Origin of the sequence: Lysinibacillus sp. GbtcB16 (assembly GCF_019091145.1) — a bacterium.
Classification (GTDB): domain Bacteria; phylum Bacillota; class Bacilli; order Bacillales_A; family Planococcaceae; genus Lysinibacillus; species Lysinibacillus fusiformis.
Map to the genome: position 1 here is coordinate 239,992 of NZ_JAGXJV010000001.1, position 25,351 is coordinate 265,342.

A 25,351-nucleotide genomic window follows, 5' to 3' on the forward strand; every position below is an offset into this window, starting at 1 on the left:
TATGGAGCGTCGTAAGCAATTACGAAAATATATTCAGCGTGCAAAGTCGAGTTTAACATTTGAAAAAAGCATCCCTATTGCACAATACGGTCTGTTTTTGGCATTGCTTTCGAGTGCTTCTCTCGTTCTTATTTCAAGATTATTTGTCTGGCCCTATTATCGCCAAATTGCGTTGGCTGTCTTTGTTACGCTTCTGATTGCAACGATAGTTTACATCTGGTGGAGACGTGTCAAAGAGAAAGAAGCTTTGCATACATTGGATCATTATTTTTCACATAATGAGTTGGTGACTGCTTTATCATTGAAAGACGATCAGGACCCACTTGTTCAAGCATTATTATTAAAGGCGATACAGAATGTTGAACAGGCTTTCAGAAGCTTTAAGGCTCGGAAGAAAAGTTTGTTTCGACCAAAGGCGTTTATTGGATTATTTGGCACAGCTGTCGTCCTAGCAATCCTTTATATGTTCCCAGCAGCGACTCAAATTGAAGCGATAGAAGTTGAAAAAGAGCAAGCTGTAATCGACGATATGAAGAAGGAAGTTGCGGAGCTGGAGAAAAAAGCACAGACAAAAGAAGTAAAAGAGCAATTGCAAGAGCTTCAAAACACGCTGAAGGAAGCAGAAACAGCTGAAGAGGCATTGCGCGAAGTGGTGAAGAAGCAAAAGGAGCTTGCTCTTAAGGAGCAGCAATTAAAGGATAAGCAAAAGGCAAGTCAAGACGGTGCAACCGACGAAAAAGGCTTATCGAAAGCAGAAGTTGAACAATTGAAGGAACTTGCTCAAATGCAGCAAAATCTCACACAAAATGCAAATGCCACACAAACAGCTATGAGTAAACTTGGGAAACCAGCAAGTAATTCCTTACAAAATGCGATTGCTAGTGCTAATAATGCTAGCACTAACAATCAAAATAATAACCAACAACAAGGTAGTCAGCAGTCATCTGGGAATTCCCAGCCAAGCAATCAGCAAGGGCAGGCAAGCCAATCTGGTCAAAATAATGCTCAAAGTGGTTCCCAACAACAAAATGGTAATAATCAAGGCCAAGGCCAAGGCCAGGGTCAAGGCCAAGGCCAAGGCCAGGGTCAAGGCCAAGGACAGGGCCAAGGCCAAGGACAGGGACAAGGACAGGGCCAAGGACAAGGCGCAGGCAGAGGTCAAGGTGGTCGTGATTTATTGACGACACCGAATCGTCTTGGTGGGTCAAACGAGACATCCGTGGATGGAGGAGCATTGGGAGATGGTTCCCATGTTTCTGAGCAACAGGGGAATGGTCCGATAACAAAGGGTACCATTCGACCGTATGAAGAAGTAATTGGCTCCTATAAAGACAGCTATTTAGAAAGCTCAGAGCGTTTACAATTACCGAAGGATTTACAAAATGTCGTGCAATCTTATTTCACGTCAATTGAGTCGCAGTAGGAGGAAATGAAATGGCATTTACAGAGCAACAGTATGTAGAAATGAGTACAAAATTACAACAAGTAAAAGATGAAATCCATCGCTTTATTGTAGGGCAAGAGGATGCAATTGATTATACTATGTACGCTGTACTAGCAGATGGTCATGCATTATTAGAAGGTTTACCAGGCTTAGGGAAGACGATGTTAATCCGTACAATTTCTGAAGTTCTTGACTTGTCGTTTTCACGAATACAATTTACACCAGATCTTATGCCGGCTGATATAACAGGAACAAGTATGATTGAACGTACTCCAGATGGGAAGCAACAATTTACGTTTCAGCCAGGTCCGATTTTTAGTCAGATGGTGTTAGCGGATGAGATAAATCGTGCTACACCGAAGACTCAAAGTGCTTTGTTAGAAGCAATGGGAGAAAAAACGGTAACGATTTTGGGTGATACAAAAAAAATGACGAGACCATTTTTCGTGTTAGCGACGCAAAATCCTATTGAAATGGAAGGAACATATCCGTTACCAGAAGCACAGATGGACCGTTTCCTTTGTAAAATTCTTGTTTCCTATCCGGAAAAAAATGAACTAATGGAAATTATGAAACGTACGACAGGTGCTCAGGAAATTGGCTTACAAAAACTGATGAACACTGAGGCTCTAATAGAAGCACAGCAAATGGTGAAAGAAGTGCTGGTTGCTGATGAAATGCTTGAATTTGCCACTGATTTAGTGGTGGCAACGCACCCAGAAAGAGCTAATGCTCTGGACGAGGTCAAGCAATATGCCATGTATGGCAGTGGACCTCGTGGTTTGCAAAGTTTAATAAAATTAGCTAAAGCTAGAGCACTGATGAATGGGCGGTTCCATGTATCGGTAGCGGATATTAAATCTGTAGCAAAGCCTGTATTACGTCATCGGATGCTGTTGAACTATGAAGGGGAGGCTTCAGGAAAGACAGCAGATGATGTCATTGATGTTATTTTAGAAAAAGTTCAGCAAGGTGTTAGCAAGTGACAGCTAACTACTTATTGCCCGAAGACTGGTTAGCGAAAATCAGTCGTTTTCAAATAGCGACTGCCTCCAAACTACGCGGGCAGCATAAAGGCTCGCATCGTTCACAGCGCTTTGGGGCTTCCCTCGATTTTTCGGATTTTCGAGAATATCATTTAGGTGATGATGTACGACAAGTGGATTGGAACGTCTTTGCCCGAACGGATAAATACTTTATTAAAAGATTTTTAGATGAACAAGAAATGCGCGTACACATTTTACTTGATACCACAAAATCAATGGGGACAGATGCCAAGTGGATTTTTGCTCGTCAAATAGTGGCATCCCTTGGTTTTATGGTACTTGGTCGAGACGATCGTTTGTCTTTTTCATTTTTACAGGATGATGCGAAGCCACCGTTTCGTCGGAAGGGCGCTATGTATCGCCGAGCATTTTTACAAATAGTGACAGATATAGAGGAAGCGAGTTATTCGAATCCTTTTGCGCAGGGTGCCTTAAAGGCTTTACCAAAAGACAGTACAGTGTTATTTATTGTGACAGATGGACTAGAGTCCATCGAGGAATGGGAGCAACTTTTAAAAAGGCTACCACGCTATGCTGGTGATGTCCGTATTTTACAAATTGTGACGCAAGAAGAGCTATCACCAAACTATTCGGGTGATGTTCGTCTTCTTGATCGTGAAACAGGTAATGAAGTCAATGTGACAATGTCCACTAAAGTTCTAGAAACCTATCACGCAAGACGTTTATTACATGAAGAAGAATTTGAAGCCATTTGTCGTCGTTTCGGCATTCGGAAATTACAATTGAAGGTGGAAGATGGTTTGCAACAGGCAATCTTTCAGCAATTATTAAAAGCACATTGGATTAGGTGAGGTGAGCCGTATTGGGCTTTAGTCAAATCATATTTAGCTGGACGGCCATCATCCCGGTCATTGTCCTACTCTATTATTTCTTTCGAAAAAAATATACAGATCAGACGGTTTCTTCAACACTTTTCTGGTCTGAGATTATGCAGGAAACACGGGTATCTCCTTATTTAAAGCATTTGCAAAAGAATGCCCTACTGTATTTGCAGTTACTAGCATTGCTACTCCTTGTGTTGGCACTCATGAATCCCTATGTGAAAAAATCAACGATTGTTGGTGAGCAAACTATATTTATTGTTGATACTTCTGCGACAATGTTAGCTGGTAAGGGGCAATCTACCTTTGACACACATAAACAGGAAATGCTGACGCTTATAGATGAATTAAATGGGAGACCGGTCACGCTAATTACGACTGGTTCAGCTCCAAAAGCGATTTTACAGCAAGAGACAAATATTAAAGATATCGAAAAAGGTATTAAAGACTTACAAGTAACCTATGAAACGGCAGAAATGGATAAGGCGCTTGATGTGGCTCAAGCATTTGTTGGAGACACACCGACTTCAATCTATGTATTTACAGATACACTCGATAAAAAACAACTACCTATGAACAAGGACTCTGTTAAATGGCTGGTAAGAGGTGCTACGAAGGACTTAACAAATATTGCTATTACTCGATTTGCTGCAACAACAGATGGACAGGCTACAATGGCGCTTGTGCAGCTTCATAATGATACAGACATTGAGCAAAAGGTCACACTAGCATTACTTAATGAAGAGGGTAAAGAGCTGGTAGCTGAGAATATCGCTGTGCCTCCAAAGGAAGAGATAACAAAAACCTTCAAGGAGTTACCTTTAGAAAAATCAATGACAGCAATCATTGATGTACGAGATGATTATGCAGTAGATAATCAACAAACAGTTTTACTACAAACAGCTACTTCAAAAATTGTGGTTGATCAGGGCATGCATCAATTGATTCAAAAAGGGTTTCAATCGGTAAGTACGGGTGTGAAAATCGTTCCGCCTTTACAAGTAGTAGACAATCAGGATGCCACGGTGATCACTAATCAAGCTGAATTGCTGGAAAAGATGGACAAACCTCTTGTGTTATTTGGCCGTGATGATGCCGAAAAAGTAGAGGTAAGTGGCATAGTAAGTACTAAAAGTGATGCTTTATTTGCTTTTAGCGAGCTCAAGGATGTTTATGTTAGCGCCTTGTATCCTGGATTTGCAAATTATCAAACTATCGCTACTGTTGGAGAACAGCCGTTTATACAGCGCTCTCCTAAAGGGGATATCGTCGTCTTAGCAGATATTGCAGATACGGATTGGCCACTACATCCATCATTCCCGTTATTCTTATGGAGTACTGAACAGCAGTTATCAGAATCCATTGATTCACTCGGTATTTTCACACCAAATGAACAAAGAGTAGTAGCTTTAGCGCAGGAAGACTGGAGTGTATATTCACAAGAAGATGAATTTCTTTCATTAGTTACGGATGGTATGCTAACTGCGCCAACAAAACCAGGCATCTATTTTGTGCGTTCTAATAATGAAGAAAAACATTTTATTGTACAATTGCAGGCGCAAGAACGTGTTATTGAACAAGGAACAAGCTATGCATTAGGGGATATTTCTGATAACGGAAAGGCTGAGATTTCGAAGGCTTCTTTTGTCCCTTGGCTAATTCTAATTATTTTAGTTTTACTTGTTTCAGAGTGGGAGGTGCAACGACGTCGTGGATTTACGAATTGATATGCCATTAATATTGTTGCTATTACTTCCATTGCTCATCTATTTTGGTTGGACCTATTGGCGAGAACGACAGCGACTAAAAAAGAGTCATGCTATCGTACTTATGATTCGCATGCTTGCGGTAGGCTGTTTAGTTTTCGCATTGGCAGGGCCGTATCTTTTATTACCTATAAAAGAAGAACAAATCGTGTATCTAATTGACCGCTCAGCTTCCATGAATGGGACTGAGGATGAGATGGTACAGTTTATACAGGATAGTTTACAATCGAAAAAAGACGAACAGCTTGCAGGGCTGTATTCATTCTCATCAACATTACAAACAGAAGCCATTTTGACTAAAACATTAAAGGAAGTACCAAAGTTTACGGAAATAAAGGCTACTGATCAAACGAATATAGAACAAAGCCTGCAACTTGCCACAGGTATTATAGATCCGAAAAAAGCAACACGCTTAGTGCTCTTAACAGACGGCAATGAGACAAAGGGCAATGCTTTAGATTTCGCCACGAAGTTTAAAGGCTCCAATATTAGTGTGGATGTTGTGCCCTTTAGTCAGCCTGTTGTGAATGATGTTTCATTAAAAAGCTTTGTGTCCCCACAAGTTGCCTATGTGGGTGAGCAACAACAACTGGTAACAGAAGTGCATGCAACTTCAGCTGGAAAGGGCGAGCTACTATTATATGAAAATGATGAACTGATTCATCGTGAGGCAGTTGAGCTAGCCGAAGGAACGAATATGTTTACCTATAAACATGCAGCGACTGGTGAAGGGCTGGTGAAATATGAAGCCGTTGTTCAAGTAGGACAAGACGCAATATTTGAAAACAATAAATTAACAAGTGTCACAATGGTACAAAGCGAACCACATTTACTCATTGTGAATGGCTATGAAACAGCTTCACCAATAGCGGAGGCACTCGGTCAGCAATCAATAGCCTATGATGTAAAATCACCTGAAAGCTTACCAAATGAACTCTCCAGTTATTTGCAATATAATGCCATTATTTTCGATAATGTGCCAGGACATTTAGTCGGTGAGGCGAAAATGAGTGTGATAGAGCAAGCGGTCAAAAACTTTGGTGTTGGTTTTGCAATGGTTGGTGGAGAAAATAGCTTTGGTTTAGGTGGTTATTTTAAAACGCCAATTGAAACATTATTACCTGTTGAAATGGAAATTAAGGGGAAAGAACAATTACCTTCATTAGGACTTGTCATTGTATTAGATCGCTCTGGTAGTATGTCAGGATCCAAGCTAGAGCTTGCGAAGGAAGCGGCAGCACGTTCAGTTGAGATGCTACGTGATGAAGATACATTAGGATTTATAGCATTTGATGATCGGCCTTGGGAAATTATAGAGACTGGTCCTCTGAACAATAAAGAAGAGGCAGTGGATACCATTTTATCTGTTACACCGGGAGGCGGGACAGAAATCTATGGTTCACTTGCAAAAGCATATGAAAACCTAGCAGATATAAAACTGCAACGTAAGCATATTATACTTTTAACAGATGGACAATCACAGTCAGGAAATTATGAAGATTTAATTGAACAAGGAAAAGATAGTGGAATAACTTTATCGACAGTGGCTATTGGTCAAGATGCGGATGCTAACTTATTGGAAGCTCTGAGTGAGATGGGAAGCGGACGTTTCTACAATGTTATCGATGAGCAAACTATTCCTTCCATTTTATCTCGTGAAACAGCTATGATTTCCCGTACGTACATTGAGGATAACCCATTCTATCCAATACTTTATAATGCAGGGGGATGGAATACACTATTTGCCAATGGGGTTCCACAAATGAATGCTTATATCGGAACAACCGCAAAGCAGGGTGCTACCGTCGTGGCTGAAAGCGAAAAAGAAGATCCGGTGTTAGCACAATGGCAATACGGTCTTGGCAAAACATTCGCATTCACTTCTGATTCAACAGGAAAGTGGTCAGGCGACTGGGCAAGATGGCAAAACTGGGGCACATTTTGGCAAACGCTTATTTCACAAATGCTCCCAAGTTATAATGATGTTGCCTATGATGTAAGAATAGAATCAGATGGGTCCTTTATGATTACAGATCCTACAAATGAAGCAGCCTTTTTAGATATTGTTGCGGTTAATGAAGCTGGTGAAGAGTTAGACACACAGCTTGAAACTATATCAGCCTCTCAGGTTCGTGCTGTAGTACAAGCTGACCCGGGGTTAATCTTCTTCCGTATCGCTGATGAAAAGGAAACGATTTATCAGGCTGGATTAAGTGTTCCCTATAGTGCTGAGTATGAACTTCTTCCTGCTAATGATAAATTAATAGAAGAATTAACCGAACAAACTGGTGGTGCTGTTTTAAAAGAACCACAAGAAGTGTTCCGTGACTTTACAAAGCGAGGGGCGGATCGTCAAAACATTGCGACATGGCTTCTCCTTGCAGGTATGCTCTTATTCTTTATTGATATTACAATAAGACGCTTTGGCTGGAATTTCCTAACGAAGCCAAAGAAAAAGGGGCAACTTGTAGAAAATCCCCCCGTACAGGCAGAAGATACGAATGTAGCACAATTATTAAAGGGTATGAAAAAACGCCAATAATTTAGTTAGATGAAAGCAGTGTGAATTATTTCGCACTGCTTTTTGTATATATGCATGGAGAGAAATCCTCTAAGTTATATCAACGACGTTCTTTAATAAAGAGAGCGGGAATTAAAATATTTTACTAGCACCGTTTTACGCAAACTGCTAGCTACTACAATACCTAAGATTGCTCCAATTGAACTTGATATTAAAAAGGCAGGCATGAAAAATAAGGCCGCTACGGATGTGCCCATAAGTATCTTTGCATAGGGTACTGCTACAAGTGATGCGAGAAGACCAGTGCCGATCACTTCACCCATACCGGCTAACCACATTTTACAGCTATATTTATAGGCAAGCCCTGCGCATAATGCACCAATAATACTACCAGGAATGGCTAACAGTGAGCCTGTTCCTGTAAGGATACGAATGATAGCCGTCACAAAGGCCACTACAACTGTAGGTAAGGGTCCAAGTATAATGGCTCCTATTACGTTAATAGCGTGCTGTATAGGGTAGGCACGAGCAATCCCAGTTGGAATGGAGATGAACGTAGAGCCTGCAACGGCAATCGCTACTAATAAAGCCATAATTGTTAATTTTCGAATAGACATGATAGGTGCGCTCCTTTTCGTTTTAGCCACTAGGAAAATGAAAAAAGCCGCTTCCTTCAAACGACAGGAAGCGGCCTTGCTTATACACTGAAAATAGCAAGAAGCGCCACTTCCCTCCGCTAGCATGAACTAGATCAGGTTCGAAGGGTCCGTATATAACCATATACGTCTCAGCCTTTAAAAGACTCCCCTAGTGGTAAAAATTTTTCTATTTTTTAGAAGTGTAACATACTTGAATCAATAGTCAATAAGCTTTGATGATTAGTGTGAATCTGGATGCATAAGCTGTGGTGCCTTTTTCAATGTCCAAATCAGGGCAAGGAAGAAGCAGGCTAATAAGATAATGGCACCAAATATATAAGGACTATTCATATTCCAGTCAAATAAGAAACCAGCTAAAGCGGGTCCAATCATATTTCCAAGACTCATATAGGCATTGTTCAAGCCGGCTGCAAATCCTTGCTCTGTTTCAGCAAGTTTTGAGATGAGTGTATTAACAGCTGGACGAATTAACGTTGTTGCCGTTGAGAAAATGGTTGCTACAACTAATATTAGTGCAAAACCTGAAACAAATAATATTAAGAAAATAGCAACGGAGGCAATAAATAAATTGACCAAAACTACTTTCATTTCACCAAAGCGTTTAAAGAGTGGCGTTATGATAAACATCTGTACGATTACCCCAAATGCTCCACCAACAACTAGAATGGTAGCAATATCGCCAGGTGAGTAATTAAATTTTTCTGTCACAAATAGGGATAAGGTTGTTTGGAAGTTAGCAATCCCAAATGAGAATACCATCATAATAATTAACATAACAAAATAAGGCATATGTACAGAGCGAGCCATCTGTTTCACCAGATTATCTTGCTTTTGTCTATTTTGCGCAGTATTTGGCTTTGTAGATGGTAATAAAAAGTACGATAAAATAGACGCTAAAATGGCGGCAGCTCCCGCCATGAAAAATGGAAAATGTAAGCTAACCTTTGCGAGGAAACCACCAATTCCAGGGCCAATCATAAAGCCGAACGACATTGCAGCTCCTAACATACTCATTCCTTTTCCGCGTTCTTCATAAGTTGTCACGTCTGCTACAAAAGCCATAATAGGAGGTGCAACAAATGCAGAGCCAAGGCCACCTAAAAAGCGTGCCAAAAAGAGCATCCAAACATCTGTAGAGAGGCCAAAACCGATTTGTGCAAGTCCTGTTAGTATAAGACCGAAAATAATTAAATTTTTCCGCCCATACAGGTCAGAAAGATTCCCAGCAATTGGAGAAAATACGAATTGAGCCAAGGCGAACGTAGCAATAAGCATGCCTAGAACTTGTCCTGCTGCTCCAAATATTCTTAAATATTCCGGCATTACAGGAATAATAATTCCAATACTCCCCATTGCGATAAACATATTAAACATTAATATATACAAAGCCGCCTTATTGGACTTCTGCTGGGTCATCGAAAAACCCCCTTTATGTAATCAAATATAGTACAGTCTATCATAAAGAATTATAGCTGGCTAATAGTTGAGATTGCTGTAACTGATCCGATCGTTAGAATGGTTTTTCAGAAAAGTTTTTTTCTCAGAAAACTTCACAATGGAATATCATCTAATTGATTAATAAACATGAATAGTTAGGGGGAAGTGAGAGCGTATAGACTTTTGCCTATAAGCAATTTTTGTTGAAATGAAATAGCGTGATAAAAGTGAATAATATTGTTTAGATGAAGCTATGATGAGCAGATGTAATGGCACGTAGAATACATGGTCTTTTCATGGATAAAGAAGTGCAAATGATTGTTAGCAATTTAAACATAGACAAAGGGATTATAGGAGAGGGGGCTGTGAAGATGATCTACCACAGGCTACTAGTAGAATTGCTTTTTGAATATAGTCAAACAACTGAATGCTTACAGAAAAAGAGCGATTTGGTTTCTAGACCAAATCGCTCTTATAAATTATCGAATACTCATTTTAAATTCTAAAAACAGTTCATTATATTTACCTAAGTAATCTGGGCCTAAGTTTTTGTAGACCTCTAATGTATCACGTTGCTCTTCAGAAGGGTAATAGCGTTCATCAGCAACTACTTCTGGGTCCATTAAGTCCATCGCAGCGATATTAGGCGTCGAATAGCCAACATAATCGGCATTTTGAGCACCAGATTCAGCACTTAGCATAAAATTGATAAAGGCATGTGCACCATCAATATTTTTTGAGGTTTTTGGAATAACCATATTATCGAACCATAAATTGGAACCCTCTTCAGGAACAGCAAAGTCCAACTCTTCATTTTCAGACATCATGTCCGCTGCCTGACCAGACCAAGTGAGGGCCACTGTTGCTTCATTATTGATCATTAATGGCGTAATTTCATCCCCAATGATCGCTTTTACGTTTGGCGCAAGTGTAATCAGCTTGTCAGTTGCTTCACGCAGTTCATCGTTATCCAATGAATTCAAGGAGTGTCCAAGACTATTTAAACCCATCCCAATCACTTCGCGGGCACCGTCTACTAAAAATACTTTTCTTTTTAGTGAAGGGTCCCATAAGTCATCCCAGGAGGAGAAATCTAAGTTCCCAACTAGCTTTGGGTTATAAACAATTCCTACTGTTCCCCAGAAATAAGGAACTGAATATTGATTGTTATCATCGAATGGTAAATCTAAAAAGTATGGATCAATATTTTTTAAATTCGGGATTTTCGCTTTGTCTAAAGGAATCAATAAATTATCTTCCTTCATTTTTTCAATCATATACTCAGAAGGGACAGCAATATCGTACGCTGTACCACCTTGCTGTATTTTAGTCATCATAGCTTCATTGGAGTCAAATGTTTCGTAAATGACATGAATACCTGTTTCTTTTTCAAACTCTTTCAATAGATCAGGATCAATATACTCTCCCCAGTTAAAGATGGTTAAAGTGTCTTTTCCACTCTTACCTCCACCAGCACTTAAGGCATCAGCAGCATAAAATAAAAGGGCAGAAACAACAAGTATAGCGATGGTCGCTTGAATTAATGACTTCATTGTTGTCCCTCCGTTCTTTTGCTTGTGCGACTTGTAATGAAGTAATAGCCAACCACAACGATAACTGTTACAAAGAATACTAAACCAGAAATAGCGTTAACTGTTAGAGAAATTCCCGCGCGAGCCATCGAGTAGATTTCTACCGATAATGTACTGAAGCCATTGCCGGTTACGAAAAATGTCACAGCAAAATCATCTAAGGAATACGTAAGAGCTAGGAAGAAACCTGCAAAAATACCTGGCTGAATATATGGTAAAATGACACGCATCATAACATCCTTTTTGGTTGCTCCTAAATCTAATGCTGCATCAATTAGTGATTTATTCATTTCTAACAATTTAGGTAAAACCATTAACACTACAATTGGTACACTAAACGCTACGTGTGCTAATAATACTGAAGCAAAGCCTAATTTAATGCCCACCATTGTAAATAAGATTAAAAAGCTTGCACCAATGATGACATCTGGACTGACAATTAAAACATTGTTTAAGGACAATAATGTATTACGCATTTTTGAATCCTTGACTGTTACAATACCGATTGCTCCTAACGTTCCAATAATAGTAGAAATTAGAGCTGAAAGTAATGCTACGATAACGGTATTAATTAAAATAACAAGTAGCCTTGAATCTTCAAAAACAGCCTTATAATGCTCTAAAGTAAAGGACTCAAAGTTATTCATGGAGCCACCACTATTGAACGAGTAAAAGATTAAATAGAGAATGGGTGCATACAGAACGATAAAAACAATCGTTAAATAGACTTTGGCTGATGCAGAAAGTTTGTTCATCGCACGCGACCTCCTTTATCTTTTTGTCCCGTAATAAGCATAATGATTACCATAAATAAAATTAAGAACACGGCAATGGTTGAACCCATTCCCCAATTTTGTGTCACAAGGAATTGCTGCTCAATCGCTGTACCAAGGGTGATAACACGATTTCCTGCAATTAAGCGAGTAATCATGAAAAGTGATAGAGCAGGGATAAAGACAACCTGAATACCTGATTTAACACCATCCATTGTCAATGGTAAAACAACGCGACGGAATGTTGTAAAAGCAGATGCGCCTAAATCACGAGACGCATAAATAAGTGTTGGATTTAAACGATCTAAAGAGTTAAAGATCGGTAAAATCATAAACGGAATAAAAATATACACGGATACAAAAACAAAGCTAATATCTGTAAAGAGCATTTGCTTTGGGTCAAAGCCAAACACTTCGATAAATGCATTGATCGGCCCGTATAAACCAAAGATACCGATAAAGGCATATGTTTTTAACAATAAATTAATCCATGAAGGAATAATAATAAGCAATAACCAAAGCTGCTTGTGTTTCGTTTTTGTTAAAAAGTAAGCAGTTGGATATGAAATTAATAATGTAAAGAATGTAATTAAAAATGCATACCAGAACGAGCTTAATGTCATTTTTAAGTAAACAGAAGTGAAGAACGCTTTATAATTATCGAGCGTGAAATTGCCATGTAAATCGAGTAGGGAATAATAAACAACGAGTGCAATCGGCGCGATAACAAAAAGGGCAATCCATAAAACATATGGAAATAACGCTGATTTTGATGTCTTAGCTTGCATCTTCGTCGTCTCCGTACGATTCCAATCGTTTATCGAACTCTTCCTCTGTTTCATTTAAGCGCATTACATGAATCGCCTCTGGATCAAAGTCTAAGCCAATTTCTGTCCCTACTTCAGCTTTTTTCAACGAATGGACTAGCCATTCATTGCCATCTTTATCATACGTAGATAGCTCATAATGTACGCCACGGAATAACTGTGTATCTACTTTAACAACAAGTTTCCCCTTCTCAATAGTCGTCATTTCTAAATCCTCAGGGCGTATAACGATATCAATTTTCTCATTTGGTTTCATACCTTGGTCAACACATTCGAAAATCTTACCCGCAAATTCAACCTTGAAATCTTCAATCATGACACCAGGCACTATATTGGATTCACCGATGAAATCTGCTACGAAGCGATTAATAGGTTCATCATAAATATCTACTGGTGTACCAGATTGTTGAATTTGTCCTTCGCTTAAAACAAAAATTTCATCACTCATAGCGAGTGCTTCTTCCTGATCATGAGTAACGAAAACAAAGGTTTTGCCAAGACGTTGCTGTAATTCACGTAATTCGTATTGCATTTCTGTACGTAATTTCAAGTCTAATGCTGATAGTGGTTCATCCAGTAAAATTACTTCAGGGTCGTTAACGATAGCACGTGCAATCGCTACACGCTGACGCTGACCACCAGACATTTCGGAGATTTCACGATTGCTATAGCCTGCTAAATTGACAAATTTTAAAGCCTCCGCAACACGTTCTTTAATTTCCTTTTCAGGTAACTTCTTAATACGTAGTCCGAATGCGACATTTTCAAATACATTTAAATGTGGGAACAGCGCATAATCTTGAAAAACAGTATTCACCTGACGTTCATTGGCAGGAACAGAATTTATTTTTTTATCATGGAAAAACACATCTCCTGTTGTAGGTTCTGTGAAACCAGCAATAATTCGTAAAATGGTTGTTTTCCCACAACCAGATGGGCCAAGGAGAGTATAAAATTTGCCCTTTTCAAGCTCCAAGTTAATATTCTTTAAGACAACTGTTCCGTCACTATAAGACTTGGATACATTTTCAAAACGGATAATGGAATTCATTGTCATTGATGCGCCTCCTTAAGCTATAAATATGAATCCGTTGCAACGAGTAAAATTTTCGTTTCAGCAGCATGTGCATTAAAAATTTGATGATGGTCTGTCGCGTCAAAATAAAGAGCATTGCCTTCACTAGCGATATATTGTTCATTCCCTAAAACGAGACGAATACGCCCTTTCACTACATAAATAAATGTTTCCGAGAGTGAAGGCTCAAATTGCTTGAATTCGCCATTGGCTTCAAATGTTAAGAAAATAGGCTCCATTTCTTTTTCGTTGGATGTAGGGATGAGCCATTGAATTTCGTATTTTTTTTCTTCATCCGTAAAGATGGACTGATCTTCCTCTGTATAAACAACCTTTTGTTCAGGTGATTCATCATCAAAAAATTCCTTTGGTGTTGACCCTAACACTTCTAATATAGAAAAAAGTGTTTCAATAGAAGGTGAATTCAAATCACGTTCTAATTGGGAAATATAGCCCTTACTTAAATCTGTACGTTCTCCAAGTTCCTCTTGGGTAAGACCTTTTTTTAAACGAAGCGCTTTAATTTTTGCTCCTATTTGCATCTTTTCCCTCCTAGAAGAAGTTTAGCAATGATAAACTTTTGAAATATGAAGTTTACTTTAACGAAACTTTTAGTTTACTAAAACCATTACAATTATACATAATAAATAAAAATTTGCAATCGTTTTTTATGAAAAAAATCGCTGTAAAATGTTAAAAAAAGAGTCATAAAAGTAGTGGAGAAAAAATTTGTATAAAGGAGAATATAGTTGTCAAAAATAGCTAATAAATAGGATGTAGCAGAAATTCCAATTTTGGATTTGACGATTTTTTGTCGACTCACTACATTCGGGTAATGGGGCGGAGCTTACTTGTTTGAAAAACTACGTTTACTCTGCTATCGTAGAAGACGAGTTCGCTTGTGCGAATGGAATAGAATATATAAACTACATATTTATTCGGAGGGATTTATTATGGCAGAACGCATGGTAGGTAAACAAGCACCTGACTTTACAATGGAAGCAGTACTTTCAGACAAATCATTTGGTAAAGTATCATTAGAAGATATTAAAGCACAAGATAAATGGACAGTACTTTTCTTCTATCCAATGGACTTCACATTTGTATGTCCAACAGAAATCACTGCAATGAGCGATCGTTATGACGAGTTCGAAGACTTAGATGCAGAAGTAATCGGTGTTTCTACTGATACAATCCACACTCACTTAGCATGGATTAATACAGACCGCACTCAAAATGGTCTTGGTGAATTAAAATATCCATTAGCTGCGGATACAAACCACCAAGTTTCTAAAGATTACGGTGTGTTAATTGAAGAAGAAGGTATCGCGCTACGTGGTTTATTCATCATTAATCCAGAAGGTGAATTAAAATACCAAACAGTATTCGATAATAACATCGGCCGTGATGTTGATGAAACGTTACGTGTACTTCAAGCATTACAAACTGGCGGTCTTTGCCCAGCAAACTGGCGTCCAGGTCAAGCAACTCTATAATAAAATAGAGTTGCGTCATGATGTAACAAATAAAGAGTCCCCACGACATGCTTGTGGGGACTTTTAAGTAAGTGGCGAGTGCTAATTTACTTTATCTTAGATGGCAATATATTTTGGGAGGAGTTTTACCCAACATTTAATGCATCTAAAGAACAACGATTTAATAGAGGAGGATTTTTCATGAAACTTCGTGAACAAATGCCAGAACTTGTCGGCGCAACAACTTGGTTAAATGGTGAAGTAACAAAAGCAGAACTAGTAGGCAAAAAACCAACATTAATCCATTTCTGGTCAGTGAGCTGTCATTTATGTAAAGAAGCTATGCCAGATGTTAATAATTTCCGTGATCAATTTAAAGATGAGCTAAATGTTGTAGCAGTACATATGCCACGTTCTGAAGCAGATACTGATTTAGAGACGATTAAGGCAGTAGCGGCTGAGCATGACATTGCGCAACCAATCTTTGTTGATAGCGAAATGAAGTTAACAGATGCTTTTGAAAACCAATATGTACCTGCTTATTTTGTGTTCGATAAAGATGGTCAGCTGCGTCATATGCAAGCTGGTGGTAGCGGTATGAAAATGTTAGAAAAACGTGTAAATCGCGTACTAGACGAAATGCGTAACGCTGAATAATTAGAGTAAGTGATGACGGGGACTTAGGTCCTCGTCTTTTTTATGTTTGCAGCGTTGTCCAACAATGACGAATAGCGTCTTGTTTTGACAATACATATCGCTAAGAATACGCTACAATGATGGTATAGTAGTTTTCGGAGGGATTTTTTATGATGAAAAAAGAGTTTGCGGTCATTGGGCTTGGACGTTTTGGGGGAAGTATTGTTCGTGAATTAATGAGTCAGGGTGCTCAAGTGATGGCAATCGACCATTCTTCAGAGCGTGTAGACGAATTTGCTTCTATTGCTACACAAGCCGTCATTGCAGATTCAACAGATGAATCGGTTCTAAATTCATTAGGTATTCGTAATTTTGAACATGTGATTGTAGCAATTGGGGAAGATATTCAAGCGAGTATTTTAACAACCATCATTTTAAAAGAAATTGGTGTTGAGCAAATTACAGTAAAGGCTCAAAATGATTACCATGAGAAGGTATTGCGGAAAATTGGTGCCGACTTTGTAGTCCATCCTGAAAGAGATATGGGTATTCGTATTGCCAATAATATGCTATCGAATACAGTACTAGATTATTTAGAGCTTTCAGATGAACACTCTATTATGGAATTAAAGGCGAATGATGCTATTGCTGGATATTCGATTATGGATTTAGATATTCGAGCTAAATATGGAATTAACATCGTAGGGATTAAGCGTGGTGCTGATATTATCGTATCACCTCAAGCAAGTGATAAGATTTTATTGGGAGATATTATGCTTGTAATTGGTGCTGATGTTGATATAAATCGTTTCGTAAAAAAGGCATTAAATGGGTAATTGGCAATGACAAAACGAAGATGGAGACTAATTATATTTGCAGCTATTTTACTGATCGGAATTTTTGTAATGCAATCTCGTGAAAAAAATGAGAAGGAAGCGATTTCTTTTATTTTAGATGAAGCTACAAATATTGATTCAATCGAATTATTCCAAGGGGAACAAACGGTATTTCGAGGGTCTGACGGCGAGGCGAAGAACTTTATTGAAAAATACCCTTTAAGTCATGTAAAGAAGCTTTCTAAAAAAGAACGAGCAATTTTTGAAGAAGAGCCCGCCTATCATATTGTTTATAAAATAAAGGACAAACCGATTTATGAAGTGGACATTTTAAAGGTAGCAATTAGCTCTGAGCTAAGCGAAGAATTGCAACAAATGGTTTTTCCAATCGGTGACGATCAATATATGATTTATTGGGCTCAAGAGAAAAAAGTTTTAGAACAATCAACCAATACTCAACGTTTACTTGAGCAATATCAACATTAATGAAGGTAGTGACACAGCACGTATGGCTGGTCACTATTTTTTAGTTTATAGGAAAGTAATATTTGGAAAAAATGTTTGATTTCAGTATGGCAGTTCGATTAAACTTTGACATAAAGAGGGGGTAAATACATGAAGTTTATGTCTAATCGATGTGTGATCGAACGTATACAACCAGAACATTACATGGATATTCAAGGGCTCTACACAAATGAAAGCGTCAGAGAGTATCTTGGAGGAATTCCACAAAAAAATTATATCGAAGCTTCCTTTAGAGGTATGCTAGAGGCACCATTTCCTAATACATATTTTTATATCTCATTAAAGAAAACGGGGGAATTTATAGGCCTTGTATCCATCGATGAGTATCATGAGCATGAGATGTATGAACTTTCCTATCAATTTTTACCGGAGTATTGGGGGCGGGGGTTAGCATTTGAAGTTCTAACGCAAGTGGTTAAGGAGGGTTTGGCGTATTTAAATATCTCCTCTATCGTGGCAGAGACACAAACAGCTAATCGTGCATCTTGTCGACTACTCGAAAAGCTAGGGATGAAAAAAGTACAGGTACTTGAAAGATTTGGTCGGGAGCAAGCGGTCTATGAATTAAAAAATACGAGTGCTGTCACTAGACAAATCGTTGCCATATCAGGCGGAGGATTTTCTCAGCAAATCCCTTCATTTATTGACCATTATATTTTGAGTCTAATTAAGACAACTGAACGCATCAAAATTTGTTTTATTCCAACAGCAAGTAATGATGCACAGGGGTACATCGATAAATTTTATTCAGCTTTTACACATTGTGACGCTACTCATATTTTGCAAGAGGACATGAATGACATACAAATTCGAGAAAAAATATTGGCACAGGATATTATTTATGTAGGCGGAGGAAATACCAAGCTTCTTTTAGATAAATGGCATGCCTATCAATTCGGGGAGCTATTGAAGGAAGCTTATAAAAGCGGTGTTATTTTAGCTGGCATGAGTGCTGGGGCAATGTGTTGGTTTGATAAATGCTTTAGTGAAAATCAACACAATCATTATGAGGAATACAACGGGCTAGGGATATTATCAGGAACTTTTTGTCCACATTATGATGATCCTGAACGAAGCATGTTATTTAATAGCTGGCTAAAAAATAATGCAACATTGCAGGCATATACGCTGAATGATGCAGAGACGCTTCATTTTAACAATGAAAAATTAGTTGCTAAAATCCAATGCTAGTAAAAGGGAATAAAATTATGGTCAGGTCAAACATGCTAAAGCTTTAAAAAAAGAGATTGGGGGTTTTAGATAAACTTTTCTAATGGATAAAGACAAAAAATAGGAAGTGAGGTACTTTACATGCGAATACGAGAAGCAACAAGAAATGATAGTGTTCAAATTATAGCAGTTATGACAAATGCGGAGGCATCCAATCTGATGTTATTTGGTCCTGGCGAGCGAAAAATGGAGCCCGAGACATTTGCAAATTATTTAGAAAAGCTTTATCATAGCCGTCATTCAGCATTATTCGTAGCAGAAATAGATGATAAGGTGGTGGCTTATTTAATTGCACAAGGGAATGAAGCAACAAGAATTGCTCATCGTGCTTATCTTGTCATTGGCATCCATAGTCATTATAGAGGCAGAAAAATTGGAACAGCCTTATTTAATCATGTAGAACAATGGGCTAAAGATAATAATATCCATCGTCTCGAGTTAACGGTTATGGAAAATAATGAGGCTGGAGTTGCTTTATATAAGAAAATGGGCTTTGAAATAGAGGGAACGAAACGGGATTCCTTGTATGTAGATGGACAATACATCAATGAATATTACATGTCAAAACTTGTATAAGAAAAGGAGTAAAAGATGACGACTATCGGTATTTTTTCACCCTCCTCTCCAGCGACGGTTTCTGCGTCGAAACGTTTTGAGCGTGCAAAAGCATTTCTAGAAGAGAAGAATTTTCATATTGTAGAAGGTTCCCTTACTGGCAAATCTGATTATTATCGATCAGGCTCACCACAAAAACGAGCAGAGGAATTAAATGAATTACTCCGCAATCCTAGTGTGGATATTATTATGTCTACGATTGGAGGTACCAATTCCAATAGTATGCTGCCTTATATAGATTATGAGGCTTTTCAACGAAACCCTAAAATCATTATAGGTTACTCTGATGCATCAGCCATTCTACTGGCACTTTATGCGAAGACTGGTATTTCAACATTTTATGGTCCAGCGCTCGTGCCATCCTTTGGCGAGTTTGAGCCATTAGTCAACGATACATACAAATTTTTTGAGGAGTATTTCTTGCAGCCTCAAACACTCCCGTATGAAATACAGAAACCTCCTTATTGGTCAGATGAGCCAGTCAATTGGCTGGAGAAAACGGTAGAGAAAAAGGTAATCAAGAATGAATGGAAAACCGTTCGAGAGGGAGTTATAGAGGGAAGGCTAATGGGGGGGAATGTAAATGCCATGTATGGTTTTATTGGGACACCCTATTTCCCTGCCATTGCTGAAGGTGACATTTTATTAATGGAAGATTGTATGAAAAATGCAGCGATCGTGGAAAAGAATTTTGCGATGCTCAAATTGCACGGAATTTTTGACAAAATAAGTGGAATAATTTTGGGTAAGCATGAATGCTACGATGATCTAGGAACCGGACGCAAGCCATCTGATATTTTACTAGAACAATTGGACGGTATACACATACCTATTTTGGCGGAAGTGGATATTTGTCACACACAGCCTATGCATCCGATAGCAATCGGTAAACGAGTGAGGCTAGATGCTACAGCTAAAAAGATATACTGTATCGAACAATGGTTATAAGTACGAAGCCTTGCTAATGTGGCAAGGCTTTATTTATGATGGGTTCCTTGCATCATCATCAGTTATAGCGTACATTTTGACATTTTTATATTGTCCTTTAATGAACATACTTTTGCGTAACAGCCCTTCAAACTGCATTCCGGACTTCTCCATCACTTTTTGAGAACCAATGTTTTCTTCCAAGCATCTCGCTTGAATACGTACGAGTTTCAATTCTTTAAATCCAAAGTCAATCAGCTTTTTTGTGGCCTCCGTTGTTAATCCTTTATTCCAATAATCTTCTGAAAGAACATAACCGATTTCCCCCAATTTATGTGTGTGATCAATCGTTACAAAGTCGATTGTGCCAATTAGAGTCCCAGAATATTCAATACCCCAAAGTAGATGATTGCCTTGTTCATACCCACTTAATATGAGCATCAAAAAAGCTTTAGTATCCTCTATACTTGTATGGGCATGCCATGTAACATAACGGGCTACGTTTTCTTGAGAGGTATAAACGAACATAGCCTCTATATCCTGCTGGGTAATAGGTCTTAAAAGTAGCCTTTCCGTTTTCAAAATGGGTATAGTATAGTGCATATGTTTTCCTCCTTTAACATTAGTGTATACAAAAAAGCTGACCTCAGAATGAATGGGGTCAACTTTTTCTAACAGGCAGATGAGGGAATATTTATCATCCGTGGACACATCCTCTAGGCAAAATTTCTCTTTACGGATAGCGCTTATCGGTTGCAGAGGAGTCCTTTGTTTTCGTTTTATGCTGTTCATCTTTGACTTTTTCATTTAGTTCTTCGACAGGTATAGGATCAACGGTTTTCATATCCTCATGTTTATCAAAAATACTTTCCTTCCCTGTATCCAACACATCGGGATTGTTTGTATAGCGCGTTTTTGATTGTTTTTTATTAGACATTTATGATCACCTCTTACTATACACTTTCACCATTTTACTAGAGTTTAAACATAATTGTTTTTCATAGTCTACCCATGGATAAAAAACATAATAAAGGCAGTGAAACAGCCATGGCTGTCATCACTACCCTTTTTCTTAGGATACTATAGTGGCCTTCCCTTGAAGAGCACGTTCTTCCATCGTTACATCAAATTCTTTTTCGGATTTTGATACTACAACACATGCTACACCATTACCAATTAAATTGGTAACAGCACGGGCCTCAGACATAAAACGATCGACACCAATTAATAGTGCTATTCCCTCCACTGGTATCATTGGGAAGGCAGCTAACGTTGCTGCTAATGTAATAAATCCTGACCCGGTTACACCCGCTGCGCCTTTAGAAGTAATCATTAAAATTCCGAGTAGTGTAATGATTTGAATCCAAGTTAGGTCCATTCCGTATGCTTGTGCAATAAATAAGGCAGCCATTGATAGATAAATAGAAGTCCCATCTAGATTGAAGGAGTACCCAGTAGGAACGACTAAACCTACAACCTGCTTCGAGCAACCATAATTCTCAAGTTTTCGCATCATAGATGGTAGAGCTGATTCAGAAGAGGACGTCCCAATTACTAAGAAAATCTCATCTTTAATGTAAGCAATAAATTTAAAGATATTAAATCCAAAGAACTTTGCAATGCCGCCTAAAATAAAGACAACAAATAAAAACATCGTAATATATACGGCAGCCATTAATAGACCTAGGTTACCTAAAGATTTTAATCCAAAATTCCCAATTGTATAGGCCATTGCACCAAAAGCTCCGATTGGTGATATTTTCATAACCATACTGACAATCTTGAAGAAAATTTCTGCTACTTGCTCAAAGAATGTGATGACTGGTTTTGCAGGTGCACCGATTGAGGCAGCTGCTAAGCCAAATAAAATAGCAGAAAATAGAACGGGTAATAGTTGACCAGTTGCCAATGCGCCAACTACATTTTCGGGAATAATACTAGAGATAAATGCACCTAAGCCCTGCTCAGACTCAGCTGCAGCAGTTGTATATTTCGAAATATCAGCATCAGATGCACCTGATGTATCTAAACCTGTACCAGGACTTACAATTAAAGCAACAGCAATGCCGATTGCTAAGGCAATTGTAGAGACGATTTCGAAGTAAAGTAATGCTTTACCTCCGATTTTCCCGACCTTTTTCATATCTCCCATACTGCCAATTCCAATAACGACTGTTAGGAAGATAATTGGAGCAATTAACATTTTAATTAATTTAATGAATAGATCTGCTAAGATTTTTAAACTAGCACCGAACTCGGGGAAAATGGCTCCGACAATAATCCCAAGGATGATTGCCACTATAACCTGAACAGTCAAATTTTTCAGTAACTTCATTTTTTGCTACCTCTTTTCTAAATTTTCTCTTTGATATCGCTTTCACTAGAATTATCATAGCGAATACTTCTTGAAAAAAGAGATTTAGAAAATAAGAAACATAACGTTCATAAAGTACATTTCCGTATATCCACATATAAATATAGTAATATCAATAAAAATCTCTGTTATGGTACGCTATAGTTAATATATTATTGTTATAATACAAAAACATGAAGTAATAATAAAGTTCGTTATAAATAATTAAATTATAATATTGTTCATTAAATTCAATATTTTCTGCTACTTATATAGACTAAAGTATTGTCAAAAGAATTTTTTGCAGATAATCTTAAAACCATATCATAAAAAGTGTGCCACTACTAATGAGAATGCGAATTTGAAAGGAAGGAACTATTGAATGATGAAAATGCCTGTGAACGGCAAAATACTGTTAGTGACATTTTTAATCATTGCACTCTCTTTTTTACTAGGTGGTATTTTTGTACTCGGTAACTTATTATCTGAACAGGAAAAAGATTATGGTCAGCGGGCAATGCTTGTAGCACGAACCGTATCGAATGTACCAGAGTTAAGTGTTCATTTGAACAATGACAATATAAAAGAATCCGCGAAAAATATTAATAAAATAGTAGATGGCATTAGGGTGATTAATAAGGCAGAGTATATTGTTGTGATGAATATGGAACGTATTAAATTATCACATCCAGTTAGTAAGGAATTAGGAGAGCGCAGTGAGTCGCAGGATTTAAATGCAGCATTTAGTGAGCATTATTATGTATCGAAGGCACGTGGAGAATCGGGTGTTATGATACGCGCTTTTGTGCCCATTATAAATGACAAAAGGGAACAAGTAGGGATTGTAGTAGTAGGCTATTCATTACCAACTTTGCTAGAAATGCTACAAAGCTATGAGCGAGAAATTATGATCACCATTGTTATCTCACTGATTTTCAGTATTTTTGGTGCATATACACTTGGACGGCATATAAAAAAACAAATGTTTGGTCTTGAACCTCATGAAATTGCAAAAATGTATGTGGAAAGAACAGAAACGTTTAATGCGATGCATGAAGGGATCATAGCCGTTGATAAGGAAATGAATATAACGATTTTTAATGAGAAAGCGGCTGTTATTTTAGGCGTTACTAGGAAGATAGAGGACTGTATTGGACAAAAAATTTATAATGTTTTGCCCGATACCCGTTTGCCTGAAATTGTTGAAACGGCAACACCTGTTTATAATCAAGAGCTCTACATTAATCATCATAGTATCTTAAGTAATCGTGTTCCCATTATTGTAAATGGCGAGTTAGTCGGTGCAGTTGCTATGTTTAAGGATTTAACAACTGTGAAAAAGCTTGCGGAGGAAGTAACAGGTGTAAAGGCCTTTGTTCAAGCATTACGTGTGCAAACCCATGAGCATAAAAATAAAATTCATACAATTGCTGGGCTATTACAATTGGGACATACAAAGCAAGCCCTTGAATATGTTACAGTCACTACTGAAAATGAAGCATCATTGACGAAATTTTTAAACGAACGCTTTCATAATGAAAATATTTCAGGTTTGCTATTAAGTAAAGTAAGCTATGGAAAAGAGCTTGGTATCGAGGTTGAGATTGATCGAAAAAGCCATTTTAAACGCTTTCCTCCTCTAGTAGATCACCATGATTTTGTTGTGTTACTCGGCAATTTAATCGAAAATGCTTTTGAGGCTTTAAATGTCCTTTCGAAGGAAGATAAGTATGTAGCCATCTCTGTAGATGAGCATGATGGCGTCTTAGCGATAGCAGTTTCCGATAATGGAATTGGTATGTCCAAAGAGGTACAGGATCGTATGTTTGAGAATGGATTTTCGTCAAAGGCTAATGAAAATCGGGGCATTGGCTTGCATTTAGTCTATGAAATTGTAAGAAAAGGCAATGGAGATATTGAAGTAGTGAGTGAATTTATGAAAGGAACAAGTTTCTTAATTTTATTTGAGTTAGGAGAAGTATAGATGGATGTAATAAATGTCTTATTAATTGAAGATGATCCTATGGTACGTGAAGTGAACAGGCAATTTATTGAGCAAATCCAAGGTTTTTCATTAGTTGGTTATGCTAGTAATGGTATAGAGGGAATTCAAAAAATTAAACAATTAACCCCTGAGCTTGTCTTTATGGACATTTTTATGCCAGAGCAAGATGGCATTATTACGTTAGGGAAAATCAGAGAGGAGCATCTTCCTGTCGATGTGATCGCGGTAACTGCCGCGAACGATATGCCCACTGTGCAACGTATTTTACACTTAGGTGTATATGATTATATTATGAAGCCTTTTACATTTGAGCGAATTGAGCAAACTTTAAAAAATTATCAAAGCTACAGGAAAAAAATAAGCGGTATGCAGGATTTAACCCAACATGATGTAGATCATCTCATGCAGCAACGTCTTCCGGAGCAAGTTGTCGTTACAACGACAGGAGCGGAAGCAATGATGATAGCGGAGCTACCAAAAGGGTTTAATCGAGCTACTTTAGATAAGGTACTTGCCTATATTCAAACAAGTGGAGGGGCAGTATCTGCCGAGGAGGTATCTACTTATATAGGTACAGCACGTGTTACAGCTAGACGCTATCTTGATTTTTTAGAAAAGCAAAATCTATTAAAAGTAGATATCCAATATGGAAGTGTAGGACGTCCTATTCATCGTTATTATATTTAATCATTAGTTTTCTAGATTTATAGGTGGAAAAGTAATTCCCTTTACATGTATTTGACTCTAAATAGCCCATATAGTCATTT

The 25,351-nt window shown here is 38.0% G+C and carries 24 protein-coding genes and 1 riboswitch; of the genes, 14 read left to right on the top strand and 10 right to left on the bottom strand.

Features of this window, described 5'->3' with window-relative positions:
- The first annotated feature begins 1 nt into the window (after position 1).
- From KVT27_RS01200 to KVT27_RS01220, 5 genes are read left to right on the top strand one after another with little or no spacing between them, the layout of a single operon-like run.
- Positions 2-1,423: a hypothetical protein gene (locus KVT27_RS01200; protein ID WP_217580517.1), complete on the top strand. Its 1,422-nt coding sequence runs from the start codon at positions 2-4 to the stop codon at positions 1,421-1,423.
- Positions 1,424-1,434: 11 nt separating this feature from the next.
- Positions 1,435-2,430, top strand: coding sequence for an AAA family ATPase (locus KVT27_RS01205; protein WP_036226201.1), 996 nt, complete (start codon positions 1,435-1,437; stop codon positions 2,428-2,430).
- Positions 2,427-3,302 (top strand): DUF58 domain-containing protein, encoded by an 876-nt coding sequence (locus KVT27_RS01210; RefSeq protein ID WP_036147280.1) that lies wholly within the window; start codon positions 2,427-2,429, stop codon positions 3,300-3,302. Before KVT27_RS01205 ends, KVT27_RS01210 begins: the two co-directional genes overlap by 4 nt.
- Before the next feature lie 11 nt (positions 3,303-3,313).
- Positions 3,314-5,059: a vWA domain-containing protein gene (locus tag KVT27_RS01215; RefSeq protein ID WP_217580519.1), complete on the top strand. Its 1,746-nt coding sequence runs from the start codon at positions 3,314-3,316 to the stop codon at positions 5,057-5,059.
- Positions 5,043-7,640, top strand: a complete 2,598-nt coding sequence (locus KVT27_RS01220) for a VWA domain-containing protein (protein WP_217580521.1) — start codon at positions 5,043-5,045, stop codon at positions 7,638-7,640. The genes KVT27_RS01215 and KVT27_RS01220 overlap by 17 nt, the downstream gene beginning before the upstream one ends.
- Before the next feature lie 92 nt (positions 7,641-7,732).
- On the opposite strand, the gene thiW is transcribed toward KVT27_RS01220, so the two are convergent.
- The 7 genes from thiW to KVT27_RS01255 form a co-directional block, all read right to left on the bottom strand.
- Positions 7,733-8,236, bottom strand: a complete 504-nt coding sequence (gene thiW, locus KVT27_RS01225) for an energy coupling factor transporter S component ThiW (RefSeq protein WP_036147285.1) — start codon at positions 8,234-8,236, stop codon at positions 7,733-7,735.
- Between the two features lie 94 nt (positions 8,237-8,330).
- Positions 8,331-8,438, bottom strand: a riboswitch (TPP riboswitch).
- A 59-nt stretch (positions 8,439-8,497) separates the two neighbouring features.
- A complete protein-coding gene (locus KVT27_RS01230) occupies positions 8,498-9,694 on the bottom strand; it encodes an MFS transporter (RefSeq protein ID WP_036147287.1) in 1,197 nt (398 codons plus the stop codon).
- Positions 9,695-10,194: 500 nt separating this feature from the next.
- Positions 10,195-11,268 (bottom strand): ABC transporter substrate-binding protein, encoded by a 1,074-nt coding sequence (locus KVT27_RS01235; protein ID WP_036123588.1) that lies wholly within the window; start codon positions 11,266-11,268, stop codon positions 10,195-10,197.
- Positions 11,265-12,062: an ABC transporter permease gene (locus KVT27_RS01240; protein WP_036123590.1), complete on the bottom strand. Its 798-nt coding sequence runs from the start codon at positions 12,060-12,062 to the stop codon at positions 11,265-11,267. Before KVT27_RS01240 ends, KVT27_RS01235 begins: the two co-directional genes overlap by 4 nt.
- Complete coding sequence (locus KVT27_RS01245; RefSeq protein ID WP_025113756.1) at positions 12,059-12,868, bottom strand: ABC transporter permease; 810 nt, start codon at positions 12,866-12,868, stop codon at positions 12,059-12,061. Before KVT27_RS01245 ends, KVT27_RS01240 begins: the two co-directional genes overlap by 4 nt.
- Complete coding sequence (locus KVT27_RS01250) at positions 12,858-13,964, bottom strand: ABC transporter ATP-binding protein (protein WP_208704648.1); 1,107 nt, start codon at positions 13,962-13,964, stop codon at positions 12,858-12,860. The genes KVT27_RS01245 and KVT27_RS01250 overlap by 11 nt, the downstream gene beginning before the upstream one ends.
- A 17-nt stretch (positions 13,965-13,981) precedes the next feature.
- The gene (locus KVT27_RS01255) at positions 13,982-14,524 is read right to left on the bottom strand and encodes a helix-turn-helix domain-containing protein (RefSeq protein WP_012293063.1); all 543 of its coding nucleotides are present in this window, start codon (positions 14,522-14,524) and stop codon (positions 13,982-13,984) included.
- 411 nt (positions 14,525-14,935) lie between these two features.
- Here KVT27_RS01255 and KVT27_RS01260 point away from each other — a divergent pair, with 411 nt between their 5' ends.
- The 7 genes from KVT27_RS01260 (at position 14,936) to KVT27_RS01290 (ending at position 20,247) form a co-directional block, all read left to right on the top strand.
- The gene (locus KVT27_RS01260; RefSeq protein ID WP_008174083.1) at positions 14,936-15,478 is read left to right on the top strand and encodes a peroxiredoxin; all 543 of its coding nucleotides are present in this window, start codon (positions 14,936-14,938) and stop codon (positions 15,476-15,478) included.
- A 180-nt stretch (positions 15,479-15,658) separates the two neighbouring features.
- Positions 15,659-16,114 (top strand): TlpA family protein disulfide reductase, encoded by a 456-nt coding sequence (locus tag KVT27_RS01265; RefSeq protein ID WP_036147289.1) that lies wholly within the window; start codon positions 15,659-15,661, stop codon positions 16,112-16,114.
- Positions 16,115-16,266: 152 nt separating this feature from the next.
- Positions 16,267-16,929 (top strand): potassium channel family protein, encoded by a 663-nt coding sequence (locus KVT27_RS01270; RefSeq protein ID WP_004224679.1) that lies wholly within the window; start codon positions 16,267-16,269, stop codon positions 16,927-16,929.
- A 6-nt stretch (positions 16,930-16,935) separates the two neighbouring features.
- The gene (locus KVT27_RS01275; protein ID WP_036226219.1) at positions 16,936-17,415 is read left to right on the top strand and encodes a hypothetical protein; all 480 of its coding nucleotides are present in this window, start codon (positions 16,936-16,938) and stop codon (positions 17,413-17,415) included.
- Between the two features lie 129 nt (positions 17,416-17,544).
- Positions 17,545-18,645, top strand: a complete 1,101-nt coding sequence (locus KVT27_RS01280; RefSeq protein WP_208704646.1) for a GNAT family N-acetyltransferase — start codon at positions 17,545-17,547, stop codon at positions 18,643-18,645.
- A gap of 120 nt (positions 18,646-18,765) precedes the next feature.
- On the top strand, positions 18,766-19,260 hold the full coding sequence (locus tag KVT27_RS01285; protein WP_036123604.1) for a GNAT family N-acetyltransferase: 495 nt from the start codon (positions 18,766-18,768) through the stop codon (positions 19,258-19,260).
- A 15-nt stretch (positions 19,261-19,275) separates the two neighbouring features.
- The gene (locus tag KVT27_RS01290) at positions 19,276-20,247 is read left to right on the top strand and encodes a S66 family peptidase (protein WP_036147297.1); all 972 of its coding nucleotides are present in this window, start codon (positions 19,276-19,278) and stop codon (positions 20,245-20,247) included.
- Positions 20,248-20,280: 33 nt separating this feature from the next.
- Here the strand turns inward: KVT27_RS01290 and KVT27_RS01295 are convergent, their stop codons facing one another.
- The 3 genes from KVT27_RS01295 to KVT27_RS01305 form a co-directional block, all read right to left on the bottom strand.
- Positions 20,281-20,829, bottom strand: coding sequence for a GNAT family N-acetyltransferase (locus KVT27_RS01295; protein WP_217580522.1), 549 nt, complete (start codon positions 20,827-20,829; stop codon positions 20,281-20,283).
- A 130-nt stretch (positions 20,830-20,959) separates the two neighbouring features.
- On the bottom strand, positions 20,960-21,163 hold the full coding sequence (locus KVT27_RS01300; protein ID WP_150908071.1) for a hypothetical protein: 204 nt from the start codon (positions 21,161-21,163) through the stop codon (positions 20,960-20,962).
- Positions 21,164-21,298: 135 nt separating this feature from the next.
- Positions 21,299-22,561 carry a dicarboxylate/amino acid:cation symporter gene (locus KVT27_RS01305; RefSeq protein WP_036123616.1) on the bottom strand — a complete coding sequence of 421 codons (1,263 nt, stop codon included), beginning with the start codon at positions 22,559-22,561 and terminating at the stop codon, positions 21,299-21,301.
- A 400-nt stretch (positions 22,562-22,961) separates the two neighbouring features.
- Here KVT27_RS01305 and KVT27_RS01310 point away from each other — a divergent pair, with 400 nt between their 5' ends.
- Together KVT27_RS01310 and KVT27_RS01315 are read left to right on the top strand one after the other, a co-directional pair.
- On the top strand, positions 22,962-24,563 hold the full coding sequence (locus KVT27_RS01310; protein WP_217580524.1) for an ATP-binding protein: 1,602 nt from the start codon (positions 22,962-22,964) through the stop codon (positions 24,561-24,563).
- The gene (locus KVT27_RS01315) at positions 24,564-25,271 is read left to right on the top strand and encodes a response regulator (RefSeq protein WP_036123621.1); all 708 of its coding nucleotides are present in this window, start codon (positions 24,564-24,566) and stop codon (positions 25,269-25,271) included.
- Positions 25,272-25,351: the final 80 nt, after the last annotated feature.